General features: G+C 74.1%; 11 protein-coding genes. 7 read left to right on the top strand and 4 right to left on the bottom strand.

Annotated features, from left to right (window positions below; all coding sequences use genetic code 11):
• Positions 1 to 29 precede the first annotated feature (29 nt).
• On the top strand, positions 30 to 443 hold the full coding sequence (locus tag ACFYVJ_RS29125; RefSeq protein ID WP_047015285.1) for a DUF3040 domain-containing protein: 414 nt from the start codon (positions 30 to 32) through the stop codon (positions 441 to 443).
• Between the two features lie 410 nt (positions 444 to 853).
• On the opposite strand, the gene ACFYVJ_RS29120 is transcribed toward ACFYVJ_RS29125, so the two are convergent.
• From ACFYVJ_RS29120 to ACFYVJ_RS29105, 4 genes are all read right to left on the bottom strand, one after another.
• Positions 854 to 3,247 carry a DUF3488 and DUF4129 domain-containing transglutaminase family protein gene (locus tag ACFYVJ_RS29120; RefSeq protein WP_388897597.1) on the bottom strand — a complete coding sequence of 798 codons (2,394 nt, stop codon included), beginning with the start codon at positions 3,245 to 3,247 and terminating at the stop codon, positions 854 to 856.
• Between the two features lies 1 nt (position 3,248).
• Positions 3,249 to 4,628: a DUF58 domain-containing protein gene (locus ACFYVJ_RS29115; RefSeq protein WP_388897594.1), complete on the bottom strand. Its 1,380-nt coding sequence runs from the start codon at positions 4,626 to 4,628 to the stop codon at positions 3,249 to 3,251.
• Complete coding sequence (locus ACFYVJ_RS29110) at positions 4,628 to 5,665, bottom strand: AAA family ATPase (protein WP_388897591.1); 1,038 nt, start codon at positions 5,663 to 5,665, stop codon at positions 4,628 to 4,630. The genes ACFYVJ_RS29115 and ACFYVJ_RS29110 overlap by 1 nt, the downstream gene beginning before the upstream one ends.
• A gap of 146 nt (positions 5,666 to 5,811) precedes the next feature.
• The gene (locus ACFYVJ_RS29105) at positions 5,812 to 6,372 is read right to left on the bottom strand and encodes a beta-class carbonic anhydrase (protein WP_388897588.1); all 561 of its coding nucleotides are present in this window, start codon (positions 6,370 to 6,372) and stop codon (positions 5,812 to 5,814) included.
• 295 nt (positions 6,373 to 6,667) lie between these two features.
• On the opposite strand from ACFYVJ_RS29105, the gene rsmH reads away from it, so the two are divergent.
• The 6 genes from rsmH to mraY are packed head-to-tail and all read left to right on the top strand — an operon-like array spanning position 6,668 to position 14,591.
• A complete protein-coding gene (gene rsmH / locus ACFYVJ_RS29100) occupies positions 6,668 to 7,630 on the top strand; it encodes a 16S rRNA (cytosine(1402)-N(4))-methyltransferase RsmH (RefSeq protein ID WP_388897585.1) in 963 nt (320 codons plus the stop codon).
• A gap of 22 nt (positions 7,631 to 7,652) precedes the next feature.
• Complete coding sequence (locus tag ACFYVJ_RS29095; protein WP_388897582.1) at positions 7,653 to 8,294, top strand: septum formation initiator family protein; 642 nt, start codon at positions 7,653 to 7,655, stop codon at positions 8,292 to 8,294.
• On the top strand, positions 8,291 to 10,303 hold the full coding sequence (locus tag ACFYVJ_RS29090; RefSeq protein ID WP_388897579.1) for a peptidoglycan D,D-transpeptidase FtsI family protein: 2,013 nt from the start codon (positions 8,291 to 8,293) through the stop codon (positions 10,301 to 10,303). Before ACFYVJ_RS29095 ends, ACFYVJ_RS29090 begins: the two co-directional genes overlap by 4 nt.
• Before the next feature lie 24 nt (positions 10,304 to 10,327).
• On the top strand, positions 10,328 to 12,100 hold the full coding sequence (locus ACFYVJ_RS29085) for a UDP-N-acetylmuramoyl-L-alanyl-D-glutamate--2,6-diaminopimelate ligase (protein WP_388897577.1): 1,773 nt from the start codon (positions 10,328 to 10,330) through the stop codon (positions 12,098 to 12,100).
• Positions 12,097 to 13,524: a UDP-N-acetylmuramoyl-tripeptide--D-alanyl-D-alanine ligase gene (gene murF / locus ACFYVJ_RS29080; RefSeq protein WP_388897575.1), complete on the top strand. Its 1,428-nt coding sequence runs from the start codon at positions 12,097 to 12,099 to the stop codon at positions 13,522 to 13,524. Before ACFYVJ_RS29085 ends, murF begins: the two co-directional genes overlap by 4 nt.
• Positions 13,521 to 14,591, top strand: coding sequence for a phospho-N-acetylmuramoyl-pentapeptide-transferase (mraY, locus tag ACFYVJ_RS29075; protein WP_047015277.1), 1,071 nt, complete (start codon positions 13,521 to 13,523; stop codon positions 14,589 to 14,591). Before murF ends, mraY begins: the two co-directional genes overlap by 4 nt.
• Positions 14,592 to 14,594 lie beyond the last annotated feature (3 nt).

Genomic DNA, 14,594 nt, shown 5'->3' with positions numbered 1-14,594 from the left:
CCCAAGCGACCGACGAGTAGGAGGACTCCGTGCCGCTCTCGGAGCACGAGCAGCGCATGCTCGAGCAGATGGAGCGAGCGCTGTACGCAGAAGATCCCAAGTTTGCGACAGCGCTTGAGGGAAGCAGGCTGCGCACGTACACCCGCCGTCGGGTGTACCAGGCGGTAGCCGGTTTCCTGGTGGGTATCGCGCTCCTGATGGCCGGAATGGTCGCGCAGCAGATCTGGGTCAGCGTGGTGGGCTTCCTCGTCATGCTGGGATGTGCGGTGCTCGCCGTCACCGGTTGGCGCAGGACTGCGAACCCGGGCGAGCAGCAACAGCAGCAGCCGGGCGAAGCCGCGGCCCCTCAGGGCGGTCAGCAGCGTCGCAGGACCCGGCAGCGCCGTTCCATGATGAACAGGATCGAAGAGCGGTGGCAGCGCCGCCGCGACGAGGGACGCTAGGCCACCAGGTCCCTCCCCGTGCAGAGCTCCCCGGGCCCGGCCCGCGGGAGCTCTCAGCACGCGGTACCCCCTTCGGTCCTGCCGGGTGCCCGTAGTCCGGGCACGACCGGCCCCCCGGCGACCGCACCTCGCGGAGTGTGCCATTCCCGTTACGCCCTCCGCGGACGCCCTCCGCGGACGTAGTCCGCGCACGACCGTCCGTACGAACTCCGCGCGAGACGTGCCCCCTGAGAACTCCGCGCGACGCGCGGCGTACGAAGCCCCCGCTCGACGTCTCCGTACGAGGCCAGTGCGCACCGTCTCCGTACGAAACGTGCGCGGTGACCGTCCCCGCCACTGCCCCCGTCACCCGAACGGCCCCGCCGCGCAACCGCGCGACGGGGCCGTTCCGGTCAGCTTCCTCCCGCGCCCTACGCCCGCTGCCGCGACGGCCGCAGCGCCGCGCCCGCGCGCCGCAGCGCCCCGCGCCAGCGCCCCGTCAGCGCCGCCCAGCGCGCCGACACCGCCCACAGCATCCGCACCGACGAGCGCGGCGCCACCGCCGCGCGCAGCCGTGCGGCCGCGCCCGCGTCGCGGCCCATCGCCGCCCGCACTCTCCGTACGTCTTCCGCCAGCCCGTCGACCTGCCGCGGCCGCGGCGCGTAGAGCGTCTGCTCCACCGCCCCCGCCACCCGCAGCGCCGACTGCGCCGCCGCGCCGTCCAGGCCGCCGAACCGGATGAGCGCCGCCGCCGTCGTCCGCGGCGTCTGCGACTCGTCGGGCGGCAGCCCGAAGTCCCAGGCGGAGTCGATCAGTTCGCGCCAGGCCGCCAGCGGCCCCGCACCCGGGCGGAGTCGTCGGCCCCGTTCCCGTACGCGCCAGATGGCCGGCAGCGACGGGAGGAGCAGGAGCAGCAGCAGCCCGGCCGCGCCCGCCGCGATGCCCGCCGCCGGCGGCCCGCCGTCCGTCGGGCCCGCGGCCCCGCCGCCCGCCGCCTCGTCGTCCGGGCAGCCGTCCACCCGCCGCAGCGACGCCGGGCACTCGTCCTCCGAGGCCGAGGGCGTCGGGGTCGGGGCCGCCGAGCTGCCGGGGTCCGGCAGCTCGTTCGCGGGGTCGCCGCCGCCGTTCGGCTGGTTCTCCATCGTGTAGTCCGGCAGCGTGCCGCGGGTCGGGGTCGGCTCGAAGCGGGTCCAGCCGGCGCCCTCGAAGTACAGCTCGGGCCAGGCGTGCGCGTCCTGCAGCCCCACCGACATCGACCCGTCGCTCTGCGCGGTGCCCGGCACGAAGCCGACCGCGACCCGGGCGGGGATGCCGAGGGTCCGCGCCATCGCGGCCATCGTGAAGGAGAAGTGGACGCAGAAGCCCTGCTTGTCCTCCAGGAACCGCAGGATCGCCTCGGGGTCGGAGGCGTCGAGGTCGGTCTCCGTGTCGTAGACGAAGTTGGTGGTGAAGTAGTCCTGGAGCGCCAGCGCCCGCTCGTAGTTGTTCGCCGAGCCGCGGGTGATCTCCTGCGCCTGCCGGCGGACTTCGTCCGGCAGCGAGTCGGGCACCTGCGTGTACTCCTCGCTCAGCGCCGGGTCCGGCGCCGGCGCGGTGGCCAACTGGCGCGCGGTGGGCGCCATGAGCAGGCTGGTGACCTGGTACTCGGCGCCGCCCGTGGTGGTGCCGCCGTCGCCGACGACGGACCGGCCCTCCGGCTCGTAGCGCCAGTCGCCCCCTATGCGCACCTGGTACGCGGGGTAGGGCATCGGCAGCCACTGCTGCCGGAAGTCGTCGTCGGCCCGTACGTTCAGCGTGAGGGGCGCGGACCTGATCTGGCTGTTGGAGTAGCCCTGCGGGGTGGGCAGCGGGTCCGGGATGTCCTCGATGCTGCGGCGCGAGGGCTGCCAGGAGGTGCCGTCGAACCGGTCGAGGGCGACGAAGCGCATGTACAGCGACTGGTTCTGGGCGCCGTCCTCGGCGCGGTAGCGGAACACCTCGCGGTTCTCCGGCTGGTTCAGGCTCTGCTGCAGCCGCACCACGGGGTTGATCGCGGTGACCGTACCGCCGCCAGGACCCTGCCCGGGACCGGTGGTCTTGCCGTCCAGCAGCCCGCCGTCCAGCGACGGCAGCGCCGCGGGTACGACGAGCGCGAAGCCCAGCGCCACGGCGCCGATCCGGCGGCCCGTACGCACCGGGGCCACCGGCCGGCCGCCCCCGGGCTCCGCGGCGCCCGGCGCGCCCACGGACTGCCCGCCGCCGAACATCCGGCCCCACTGCGCCAGCCGGTCCCGCCCCTCGGCGAGCAGCAGCAGCAGATAGCCGGCGCCGGCGAGCAGGAACGTCAGCCAGCTCCCGCCCTGGTTGAGCCCGGCGGCGACGGAGTACAGCGCGAGCAGCGGCAGCCCCGCGGGCGCGGCGCTGCGGAACGTCACCGCCACCGCGTCCACCAGCAGCGCCACCCCGGCGATGCCGGAGAGCAGCATCAGCTCTATGCCGTCGGTGACCGGCGCCGGGATGGAGTAGCGCGAGACGTCGTCGCTGCCCTCCTGGAAGAGCTGGCGGAACTCCTCGATCGCCGCGGGGTTGGGGAGCACCCCGCCGATCGCCTGGTCGGCGGTGAAGAGCATCGTCAGCAGCAGCACCGTGACCGCGGTCTGCGCCAGCACGGTCAGCGGGCGCGCGAGCGGGATGCGGCGGGCGATCATGCCCACGCCGCCGATCACGACGACCACGAAGATCGCCTTGAAGAACCAGGTCATCCTGTCGGTCAGCGGCAGCAGCGCGGTGGCGGCCAGCAGGGATGCCGCCGCCGCGCAGATCGTGAGCCGGGCCCGTCCGCTCATCTCAGCTCTCGCCTCCGCGTGCCGCCGCGGCGAGCTGGCCGGCCTGGTTGCCGGCCTCCCGCCACAGGTCGCCCATCGTCATTCCGGGCCGTACGGACAGCACCGTCCAGCCCGCCTCGCGGAGCTGCCGCACCCGTTCCGCGCCCTCGGGTGCCGCGCCGTCCGGGCCGCCGGGCGCGCCCGCGCGCGACTCCCAGGCCGCGGCGTCCGTCACGAACGCCACGCCCGCGGCCGTACGCTGCCGCATCCGGGCGGCGAGCGCGGCCTGTTCCTCGTCCAGCTCGCCGAAGAACGCCACGAGCAGCCCCTCGTGCCCGCCGCGCAGCACGTCGTACGCGGCCGAGACCGTGTCCCGGTCGGAGTGGTCGACGACCGCGAGGGTGTCCAGGAGTATCCCCGCCGCGTCGGCCGACTCGCCGCCGCGGGAGTTCAGCGCCCCGTCGACGCCGGCCCCCAGCTCGCCGCCGTCGGTGAGCAGCCGCACGGTGTAGCCGCGCTCCAGCATGTGCAGCGCGACCGAGGCGGCGCCGGAGACGGCCCACTCGAAGGGCGAGTCGGGGCCCGCGCCGGTGTAGGCGTCGCGCCGGGTGTCCAGCAGCACCGTGCAGCCCGCGCGCTGCGGCTGCTCCTCGCGGCGGACCATCAGCTCGCCGTACTTCGCGGTCGAGCGCCAGTGCACCCGCCGCAGGTCGTCGCCGTGCCGGTAGCCGCGGGGGATGACATCGTCCTCGCCGGCCAGGGCGAGGGTGCGGTGCCGGCCGTCGCCGTAGCCCGTGGCCTCGCCGGCCAGCCGGACGGGGGCCAGCGCCTCGGTGCGCGGGACGACGGTGAGGGTGTCGTACGCGCTGAAGGAGCGGGTCATCTCGCACATGCCGAACGGGTCGGAGAGCCGCAGTTGCAGCGGGCCCAGCGGATAGCGGCCGCGCAGGTCCGAGCGGACCCGGTAGGTCACCTCGCGCTTGCCGCCCGGCTCCACCCGGTCCAGCACGAAGCGGGGCCTGGGGCCCAGCACGTACGGCAGCCGGTCCTGGAGCATCAGCAGCCCGGTGGGCAGCCGGGAGACGTTCTCCAGCCGCAGGTGCACCCGGGCCTCGGAGCCCGCGGGCACCCGGGCGGGCGACAGCTTGCGGCTGCCGCCGACGCGGTAGCGGGTGCGGTGCAGCACGGCCGCGCACACCAGCGGCAGCGCGGCCAGCAGCAGTCCCACCCGCAGCAGGTCGGGCTGGCCCAGTATGTAGCTGCACGCCCCGGCCGCCAGCCCGGCGGCGAGGAACGAGCGGCCGCGCGTGGTGGTGCCTGCCAGGGCCGTACGCAGCCCGCCCGCCTGGGCGTCCTGGCCCGCGGGCGGCGCGGCGGGGGCGGGCGGGTGCTGGCCGGACATCAGAACCGCCGGGGGTCCGGGCTGTGCGCGCCGCCGCCGTACGCGGGTGGCATCTGCGGCGGCCGCTGCATGTCGGCCGCGGGCACCGGCACCTGCTGCAGGATCTCGGCGACGATCTGCTCGGCCGTACGCCGGTTGAGCTGGGCCTGCGCCGTGGGCAGCAGCCGGTGCGCGAGCACGTGCACGGCCAGCGCCTGCACGTCGTCGGGCAGCGTGAACTCCCGCCCCGCCAGCGCGGCGGCGGCCTTCGCCGCCCGCAGCAGGTGCAGCGTGGCCCGCGGCGAGGCGCCGAGCCGCAGCTCCGGGTGCTGCCGGGTGGTGGTCACGAGGTCCACGGCGTAGCGCCGGACGGAGTCCGCGACGTGCACCGTACGCACCGCGTCGATCAGCTTGACGATGTCGTGGGCGTGCGCGACGGGCTGGAGGTCGCCCAGCGGCGAGACCCCGCCGTGCACGTCCAGCATCTCCAGCTCGGCCTCCGGGCTGGGGTAGCCGATGGACAGCCGGGCCATGAAGCGGTCGCGCTGGGCCTCGGGCAGCGGGTACGTGCCCTCCATCTCGATCGGGTTCTGGGTGGCGACCACCATGAACGGGCTGGGCAGCTCGTACGTCTGCGTGTCGATGGTGACCTGCCGCTCCTCCATCGACTCCAGCAGCGCCGACTGGGTCTTGGGGGAGGCCCGGTTGATCTCGTCGCCGATGACGATCTGGGCGAAGATCGCGCCGGGCTTGAACTCGAAGTCCCGGCTCTGCTGGTCGTAGACGCTCACGCCGGTGATGTCGGAGGGCAGCAGGTCGGGTGTGAACTGGATGCGGCGCACGGAGCAGTCGATGGACTTCGCCAGCGCCTTGGCGAGCATGGTCTTCCCGACGCCCGGCACGTCCTCGATCAACAGGTGGCCTTCGGCGAGCAGGACGGTCAGCGACAGCCTGACCGCCTCGGGCTTGCCCTCGATCACGCTCTCCACCGACCGCCGGACATCGTCCGCGGTACTGGTCAGATCGCTGAGGCTCGCTCGCTCGTCATACGTCGTCACCGGCCCTCCTCGGCCCGTCGCACGGGCCGTGCGCCGCGGTCGCGGTCCGGCCCTCCCCGATACCGTGGTGCCCCGTGCGCCACCGGCCCGGCCGGGGCGTAACGGAGCCACCACACCCGCATTCTTGCTGCCGAATGCCGGTTTCGTCAGTCGCCCGCCGTGATTTGCTCCGTGGACACCTCGCGGAGCAGCCCCGTGCGCACGTCGAACACGAAGCCTCGCACGTCGTCGGTGTGCAGCAGGAACGGGGAGGTCTCCACCCGGCGGATGGACTGGCGCACGTCCTGGTCCAGGTCGCGGAACGACTCCACCGACCAGGCCGGCCGCTGGCCGACCTCGGCCTCCAGCTCGAAGCGGAACTCCTCGGTGATGCGGAGCAGGCCGCAGTCGGTGTGGTGGATCAGGACCACGCTGCGGGTGCCCAGGGCGCGCTGGCTGATGGTCAGCGAGCGGATGGTGTCGTCGGTGACCACACCACCGGCGTTGCGGATCGTGTGGCAGTCGCCCAGCTCGAGGCCGAGCGCGGCGTGCAGGTCGAGCCGGGCGTCCATGCAGGCCACCACCGCGACGTGCAGGACGGGCTTGGCATCCATGCCGGGGTCCTCGAAGCCGCCCGCGTACCCGCGGTTGGCGGCGACGAGCCGGTCGGTGACGGTGGGGGCGGCGACGGCGTTCTCGGCGGACGACGTGCTCTCGGCGGGCGTCATGCCTACGACGGTATCCGGGCCGGGGCGCCCTTGCCCGGCCCGGGTGAGGTAGCCCACAGGGAGCAATCCGGGCGGCACCCGCGCGCCGCCGTGACGGGGGCGCGCCTTCGGTGCTTGATTGACCGGGGGGTGCAGTGGGCTAAAGTGACGCGAAGTGGGAGCCGTGGCGCCCCCTTTCATGCGGTTCGCCCGTCGCCCGTGCGGCCGGCGGCCCGCTCCGGGCCAGGCCGGCGCCGCCGCGCAGGCGGCTGCGGCCGCTCCCCTTCGGCGATCGGGCGGGACAGGAGGCGGCACCGTGAACGACGCACGCGCCGCTGTCCACGTCCCCGTCATGCTCCGCCGCACCATCGAACTGCTGGCCCCGGCGCTGTCCGCGCCCGGCGCGGTGGCCGTCGACTGCACGCTGGGCCTCGGCGGGCACAGCGAGGCCCTGCTCGCCGCCCACCCCGGGCTGCGGCTCGTGGGGCTGGACCGCGACCCCGCCGCGCTGGAGCTGGCGGGCCGGCGGCTGGCCCCGTACACCGGCCGGGTGACGCTGGTGCACGCGGTCTACGACGAACTGCCCGCCGTGCTCGACAAGCTGGCCGTGGGCCATGTGCAGGGGATCCTCTTCGACCTGGGCGTGTCGTCCATGCAACTGGACCAGGCCGGGCGCGGCTTCGCGTACGCGCAGGACGCGCCGCTCGACATGCGGATGGACCAGACCAGGGGCGTGAGCGCGGCCGAGGTGCTGAACACGTACGCGCCCGGCGAGCTGGTGCGCATCCTGCGCGCGTACGGCGAGGAGAAGCAGGCGCGGCGCATCGTCGAGGCGGTGGTCAGGGAGCGGGAGAAGGAGCCGTTCGCGCGCAGCGCGCGGCTGGTCGAGGTGATCCGCGAGGCGCTGCCGCAGGCCGCGAAGCGCACCGGCGGCAACCCCGCGAAGCGTACGTTCCAGGCGCTGCGCATCGAGGTCAACGGCGAGCTCGCGGTGCTCGAACGGGCCGTGCCCGCGGCCGTCGCGGCGCTGGCCGTCGGCGGCCGGATCGCCGTGCTCGCGTACCAGTCGCTGGAGGACCGGCTCGTCAAACGGGTGCTGGCCGCCGGTGCCGCGAGCACCGCGCCGCCCGGGCTGCCGGTGGTCCCGGAGCACCACCAGCCGCGGCTGCGGCTCCTCACCCGCGGCGCCGAGCTGCCGGCGGAGGAGGAGATCGCGGAGAACCGCAGGGCCGCCCCCGCGCGGCTGCGGGCGGCGGAGCGGATCCGGGAGGACGTGTGAGCCGGAGCGGAGCGGGTGCGCCGTGAAACGGCCGAGGATCGCGTTCCCTCGCGAGGGCGGCGCCCGGCTGCTGGGCGGCAGCTCGGCGGCGCGCACGCCCTTCGTGCTGCTCGTGGTGCTCCTGCTGGGCGCCGGTCTGCTCGCGCTGCTGCTGCTCAACGCGGCGGTCAACCAGGGCTCGTTCCGCGTCGGCAACCTGAAGAAGGAGACGACGCGGCTGACGGACGAGGAGCAGCGGCTGCGCCAGGAGGTGGAGGAGCAGTCGGCGCCCGACGCGCTGGAGGAACGGGCCCGGGAGCTGGGCATGGTGCCGGGCGGGCCGCCGGTCTTCCTCTCGCCGGTGGGCGGCGTCAGGGGCGAGCCGTCCACGGCGACGGGCCCGCCGCCGCCCGCGCCGAGCCCGGCGGACGCCGCGAAGCCCAAGCCGGAGCAGGAGCAGGAAGCAGCGGCGGCGGAAGCGAAGAAGAAAGACAAGGCGGACGAGGCGGACGAGGCGGACGAGGCGGATAAGGAAGGCGAGCCGGGCGAGGCGGCCGCGGGGGAGCAGGCCGGGGACGCGGAGAAGGCGGAGGGTGCCGCCACCGGCGGGACCCCCGCTGCGCCCACCCCCGGCGCGTCCGCCTCTCCCCCTGCCCCGCCGCCCGCCGCCGAGGAGGCACCGTGACGACCCGCGGCTCCGGCAGCAGCTCCGGCGACGGCGACCGCACCCGCCGCCGCGTCCCCCGCCCCGCGGGCGGCGCCGGCGCCCGGCCCCGTAGCCGCGCGTCCTCCCGCCCCGCCGCCGCGGGGCCGCGCATCCGCCTCGCCTCGCCGCGCCCCCGGCTGCGCCTCGTCAGCGTCGGCCTGACCCTCCTGCTGCTGGTCTTCACCGCCAGGCTGCTCCAGGTCCAGGCCGTGGACGCCGGCGAGTACGCGGAGAAGGCACAGGTCAACCGGTACGTGCCGATGACGCTCAGCGCCGAGCGCGGCGTCATCACCGACCGCAACGGCGTCGAGCTGGCCACCACGGTCGACGCGTACGACATCACCGCCGACCCGTTCCTCTTCACGCGCAAGCAGGCCGGCGTCAAGGACGCGCCGCGGCGGGCCGCCGAGGCGCTGGCGCCCGTGCTGAACGCGGACGTGAAGGACCTGGAGGCCAAGCTCGCCACGCCCGGCTCGCGTTACGTGAAGCTCGCGTCGAAGCGGACGCCGCAGGTCTGGGACGAGATCAAGAAGCTGAAGTCCGAGTCCGCCGAGCGCGAGGCGGCGGGCGGCAGGCAGGACGTGCTGGGCGGGGTGTTCGCGGAGGAGCAGAACAAGCGCGTCTATCCGAACGGCGATCTGGCCGCCGGGATACTGGGCTTCGTCAACGCCGAGGGCGAGGGAAGCGGGGGCGTCGAGCGGCAGCACGACAAGCTGCTCGCCGGCAAGGACGGCAGGCTCGTCTACGCCCAGTCCGCCGGCCGCCGCATCCCCACCGCGGACGCCGAGGAGAACCCCGCCGAGCCCGGCTCCGACGTCGAGCTGACCATAGACCGCGACATCCAGTGGGCCGCCCAGACCGCCATCGAGAAGCAGGTCGACGCCTCCGATGCCGACCGCGGCTACGTCATCGTGCAGGACACCCGCACCGGCGAGATCCTGGCCATGGCCAACGCCCCCGGCTTCGACCCCAACGACCTGTCCGGCGCCACCCCCGGCGCCCTCGGCAACCCGGCCCTCGAGGACGCGTACGAGCCCGGCAGCGTCAACAAGGTCATCTCCATGGCCGCCGTGCTGGAGGAACAGGCCGCCACCCCGGACACCCGGGTCACGGTGCCGAACGTGCTGCCGCGCGGCGGCCACGCATTCCACGACGACGTCGAGCACCCGACCTGGTACCTGACGCTCAACGGCGTGCTCGCCAAGTCCAGCAACATCGGCACCATCCTCGCCGTCGAGCAGTTGGGGAAGAACCAGCGGCAGGCCAACAAGGTCCTCCACTCCTACCTCAGCGACTTCGGCCTCGGCCGGCGCAGCGGCCTCGGCGTCGCGGGCGAGACGCCCGGACTGCTGAAGCCCGCGGCCGAGTGGGACGCGGCGCAGCAGTACACGATCCCGTTCGGCCAGGGCCTGTCCGTGAACGCCATGCAGGCCGCCTCCGTGTACTCCACCGTCGCCAACGGCGGCGTACGGATCGAGCCCACCCTCGTCCGCGGCAGCCGCGGCCCCGACGGCCGTTTCGACCCGGCGCCCGAGCCGGAGAAGAACCGCGTCGTCAGCGAGAAGACCGCCGGGACGCTCTCCCGGATGCTGGAGTCCGTCGTGGACGACGAGGAGGGCACCGGCGTGAAGGCCCGTATCCCGGGCTACCGCGCGGCCGGCAAGACCGGCACCTCCAACAGGGTGGATCCGCAGACCGGCCGCTACAGCGGCTACACGGCCTCGTTCGCGGGCTTCGCGCCGGCGGACGCGCCGCGCGTGACCGTGTACTGCGCGATCCAGAACCCCACCGAGGGCAGCTACTTCGGCGGCCAGATCTGCGGCCCCGTGTACAAGAAGGTCATGGAGTTCGCGCTCAAGACGCTCCAGGTGCCGCCCACGGGGGTCGAGGCGCCGCCGATGCCGGTCACGTTCGGCGCCGGCACCGACGGCACGGGCGGGGACGGCGGCGAGGGTACGGACGCCGGCGGCGTGGCCGACGGCGGATAAGAACTGAAAGATCGGACCTGCGCAGTGAGCACAATCACGGACGATCCGGGGAACCGCGAACCGCGCCCCCCCTGGCTTGGCAGTGCGGCAGGCGGGCCCGGTACGCTGCCCGCCGTGCCCCACCCCGATCAGTCCCACCAGGAAGCGTCGGGCGCCCCGGCGAACCATCCGGGGGCGCCCCGCCCCGCCGAGGTCGACCCCGTACCGCTCACGGATCTGGCCGACCGGCTGGGCACCGGAGTCACCGGCGAGACCGGGGGCGTCACCGTCACCGGCATCACCCACGACTCCCGCGCGGTACGCCCCGGCGACGTCTACGCCGCGCTGCCCGGCGCCCGGCTGCACGGCGCCGACTTCGCCGCCCAGGCCGCCGACCTCGGCGCCGCCGCGGTGCTCACCGACCCGGCCGGGATGGAGCGGGCGGCGGGCACCGGGCTGCCGGTGCTGGTCGTCGGCGACCCGCGGGGCCGGATGGGGGAGCTGGCCGCGGCGGTCTACGGCGAGCCGGGCCACGACCTGCTCCAGCTCGGGGTCACCGGCACGTCCGGCAAGACCACGACCGCGTACCTCGTCGAGGGCGGGCTGCGGGCGGCGGCGGAGAAGGACGGCGCCGGGCTCACGGGCCTCATCGGCACCGTCGAGACGCGCATCGGCGACGAGCGGCTGAAGTCGGAGCGGACCACGCCGGAGGCGACCGACCTCCAGGCGCTGTTCGCCGTCATGCGGCAGCGCGGCGTCGCGTCCGTGGCGATGGAGGTCTCCAGCCACGCGCTGGTGCTGGGCCGGGTCGACGGCGTCCTCTTCGACGTCGCCGTCTTCACCAACCTCAGCCCCGAGCACCTGGACTTCCACACCGACATGGAGGACTACTACCGGGCGAAGGCGCAGCTCTTCACCCCGGCCAGGTCGCGGGCGGGCGTCGTCAACATCGACGACGAGTACGGGGTGCGCCTCGCCGAGGAGGCCGCGGCCCCCGAGGGCGGCGGCAGCTACCCCGTGACCACGTACTCCGCCGAGGGCCACCCGGACGCCGACTGGCGTGCCGAGGACGTGGAGATCGGCGTGCTCGGCTCCGCCTTCACCGCGGTCGGCCCCGGCGGCATCGCGGTCCCCGCCGAGGCCCCGCTGCCCGGCACGTTCAACGTCTCCAACACCCTCGCCGCCATCGCCGCGCTCGTCACCGCGGGCGTCGACCCGGCCACCGCCGCGGGCGGCGTGGCCGCCGTGCCCGGCGTGCCGGGCCGGCTGGAGCGGGTCGACGCGGGCCAGGGCTACCTCGCCGTCGTCGACTACGCGCACAAGCCCGACGCGCTGGAGTCCGTGCTGCGCGCGCTGCGCAAGGTCACCGAGAACCGGCTGCACGTCGTCGTCGGCTGCGGCGGCGACCGCGACCCGCACAAACGCGGCCCCATGGGCGCCGCCGCCGCCCGGCTCGCCGACACCGCGGTGCTCACCTCCGACAACCCCCGCTCCGAGGACCCCCTGGCGATCCTCGCCGCGATGCTCGCGGGCGCCGCGGAAGTGCCGGTCTACGAGCGCGGCGACGTGCTCGTCGAGGCCGACCGGGCGGGCGCCATCGCCATCGCGGTGGCCCGCGCGGGCGCCGGCGACACGGTGCTGATCGCCGGCAAGGGCCACGAGCAGGGCCAGGACACCGCCGGTGTCGTACGGCCCTTCGACGACCGCGACGAGCTGCGCAGGGCGATCCGCGAACGGCCGGGCGCCGGCCACGAGGATCCCGGCCCCGCGGACCCCGGGCACCCGGATTCCGCCGAACCCGCCGGAGGCGTACGGTGATTCCGCTCAGCCTCGCCGAGATCGCCGAGCTGACCGGCGGCGAGCTGCACGGCGTGTCCGACCCGCAGGCGCTGGTCACCCGCCCCGTGGTCATCGACTCGCGGCAGGCGGAACCCGGCAGCCTCTTCGCCGCGTTCACCGGCGAGCACGTCGACGGGCACGACTACGCCGCCCTCGCCGTCGCCTCCGGCGCCACCGGCGTCCTGGGCACCCGCCCCGTCGAGGGCGTGCCGACCGTCGTGGTCCGCTCCGTGCCCCCGGCGCTCAGCGCGCTGGCCAAGCACGTCGTCGCCCGCCTCGACGAGACCCTCACCGCGCTCATCGCGCTCACCGGCTCCTCGGGCAAGACGTCCACCAAGGACCTCCTCGCCCAACTGCTGCAGCGCCTCGGCCCGACGGTCTACACCCACGGTTCTTTCAACAACGAGATCGGCCATCCCGTCACGGCCCTCCAGGCCGCCCCCGACACCCGGTACCTGCTGCTGGAGATGGGCGCGCGCGGCCTCGGCCACATCCGCGAACTCGCGGAGGTGACGCCGCCGCGCATCGGGCTCGTCCTCAACGTCGGCACCGCGCACATCGGCGAGTTCGGCGGCCGGGAGCAGATCGCCGCGGCCAAGGGCGAGCTGGTGGAGTCGCTGCCGCCGGGGGCGGACGGCGGGGTCGCGGTGCTCAACGCCGACGACCCGCTCGTCCGCGCGATGGCGTCCCGTACCCGGGCGCGCATCATCTACTACGGCGAGGCGCCCGAGGCGGACGTACGGGCCGCGGACGTCCGCCTCACCGATGACGGGCGGCCGGAATTCACCCTGCACACGCCCGCCGGCAGCGCCGGTGTGATCATGCGGCTGTACGGTGAGCATCACGTGTCGAACGCGCTTGCCGCCGCCGCCGTCGCGTACGAGCTGGGCATGCCCCCGGCGCGGATCGCCGAGGCGCTCTCCGCCGCCGAGGCCCTGTCCGGCCGGCGCATGGAGGTCAGGCGGCGGCCGGACGGCGTGACGGTCGTCAACGACGCGTACAACGCCAACCCCGAGTCCACGCGGGCCGCGCTGCGCGCGCTCGCCGCCATGGGCCGGGGCAGCACGGTGCCGGGGGGCCGGACGTTCGCCGTGCTGGGCGCGATGGCGGAGCTGGGCGACCACGCCATGGTCGAGCACGACGGCGTGGGCCGGCTGGCCGTCCGCCTGGGCATCAGCAAGCTCGTGGCAGTGGGCCGGCAGGAGGCCGCCTGGCTGGACATGGGCGCGAAGAACGAGGGTTCGTGGGGTGAGGAGTCGGTGCACGTGTCCGACGTCGACGCGGCGGTCGACCTGATGCGCGGCGAGCTGCGGCCGGGAGATGTCGTGCTCGTCAAGGCGTCCAGATCCGAGGCACTGTGGCGCGTGGCGGAAGCGCTGCTCGAGGAGGGCGCCGCCCGATGAGGCAGATCCTCTTCTCCGGGGCCCTCGGGCTCTTTCTCTCCCTCCTCGGCACTCCGCTGCTGATCAAGCTCCTGGCCCGGCGGGGCTACGGGCAGTACATCCGGGACGACGGGCCGCAGGCGCACCACAGCAAGCGCGGCACGCCCAGCATGGGCGGCATCGCGTTCATCCTGGCCACGATCATCGCGTACGCGATCACCAAGGTGGTCACCAGCAGTTCGCCCACGTACTCCGGGCTGCTGGTGCTCTTCCTGATGGCCGGTCTGGGCCTGGTCGGCTTCCTCGACGACTACATCAAGATCATCAAACAGCGCAGCCTGGGCCTGCGGGCCAAGGCGAAGATGCTCGGCCAGTTCATCGTCGGCATCGCCTTCGCGGTGCTGTCGCTGAACTTCGAGGACGCCCGGGAACTGACCCCGGCGTCCACGAAGCTCTCCTTCACCCAGGACTTCGGCTGGTCGATCGGCCCGGTGCTGTTCGTCATCTGGGCGCTGTTCATGATCCTGGCGATGTCGAACGGCGTGAACCTCACCGACGGCCTGGACGGACTGGCCACCGGCGCCTCGGTGATGGTCTTCGGTGCGTACGTCTTCATCGGCGTGTGGCAGTACCAGGAGTCGTGCATCAACGCCGACACCCTGACCAACCCGGCCGCCTGCTACGACGTACGCGACCCGCTGGACCTCGCCGTCGTCGCCTCCGCGCTGATGGGCGCGTGCTTCGGGTTCCTCTGGTGGAACACCTCGCCCGCGAAGATCTTCATGGGCGACACCGGCTCGCTGGCCCTGGGCGGTGCGCTCGCGGGCCTGGCCATCGCCTCCCGCACCGAACTGCTCCTCGCCATCCTCGGCGGCCTGTTCGTCCTCATCACGCTCTCCGTGGTGATCCAGGTCGGGTCGTTCCGGATGACCGGGAAACGCGTGTTCAGAATGGCACCACTACAGCATCACTTCGAGCTGAAAGGCTGGAGCGAAGTGCTGGTGGTGGTCAGATTCTGGATCATCCAGGGCATGTGCGTGATCGTCGGCCTGGGCATCTTCTACGCGGGCTGGGCGGCCAGAAGGTGAGCG

The organism is Streptomyces sp. NPDC004134 (genome assembly GCF_042874195.1).
In the GTDB taxonomy this organism is placed as follows: Bacteria; Actinomycetota; Actinomycetes; order Streptomycetales; family Streptomycetaceae; genus Streptomyces.
Note: the sequence above shows the minus strand (reverse complement) of the source record. Positions and strands in the feature narration are given on the sequence as shown.

Coding starts and splice junctions, on each gene's coding strand:
- ACFYVJ_RS29105 (WP_388897588.1), bottom strand. CDS start 6,372: ATGACGCCCGCCGAGAGCACGTCGTCCGCCGAGAACGCCGTCGCCGCC.
- mraY (WP_047015277.1), top strand. CDS start 13,521: ATGAGGCAGATCCTCTTCTCCGGGGCCCTCGGGCTCTTTCTCTCCCTC.
- ACFYVJ_RS29115 (WP_388897594.1), bottom strand. CDS start 4,628: ATGTCCGGCCAGCACCCGCCCGCCCCCGCCGCGCCGCCCGCGGGCCAG.
- ACFYVJ_RS29120 (WP_388897597.1), bottom strand. CDS start 3,247: ATGAGCGGACGGGCCCGGCTCACGATCTGCGCGGCGGCGGCATCCCTG.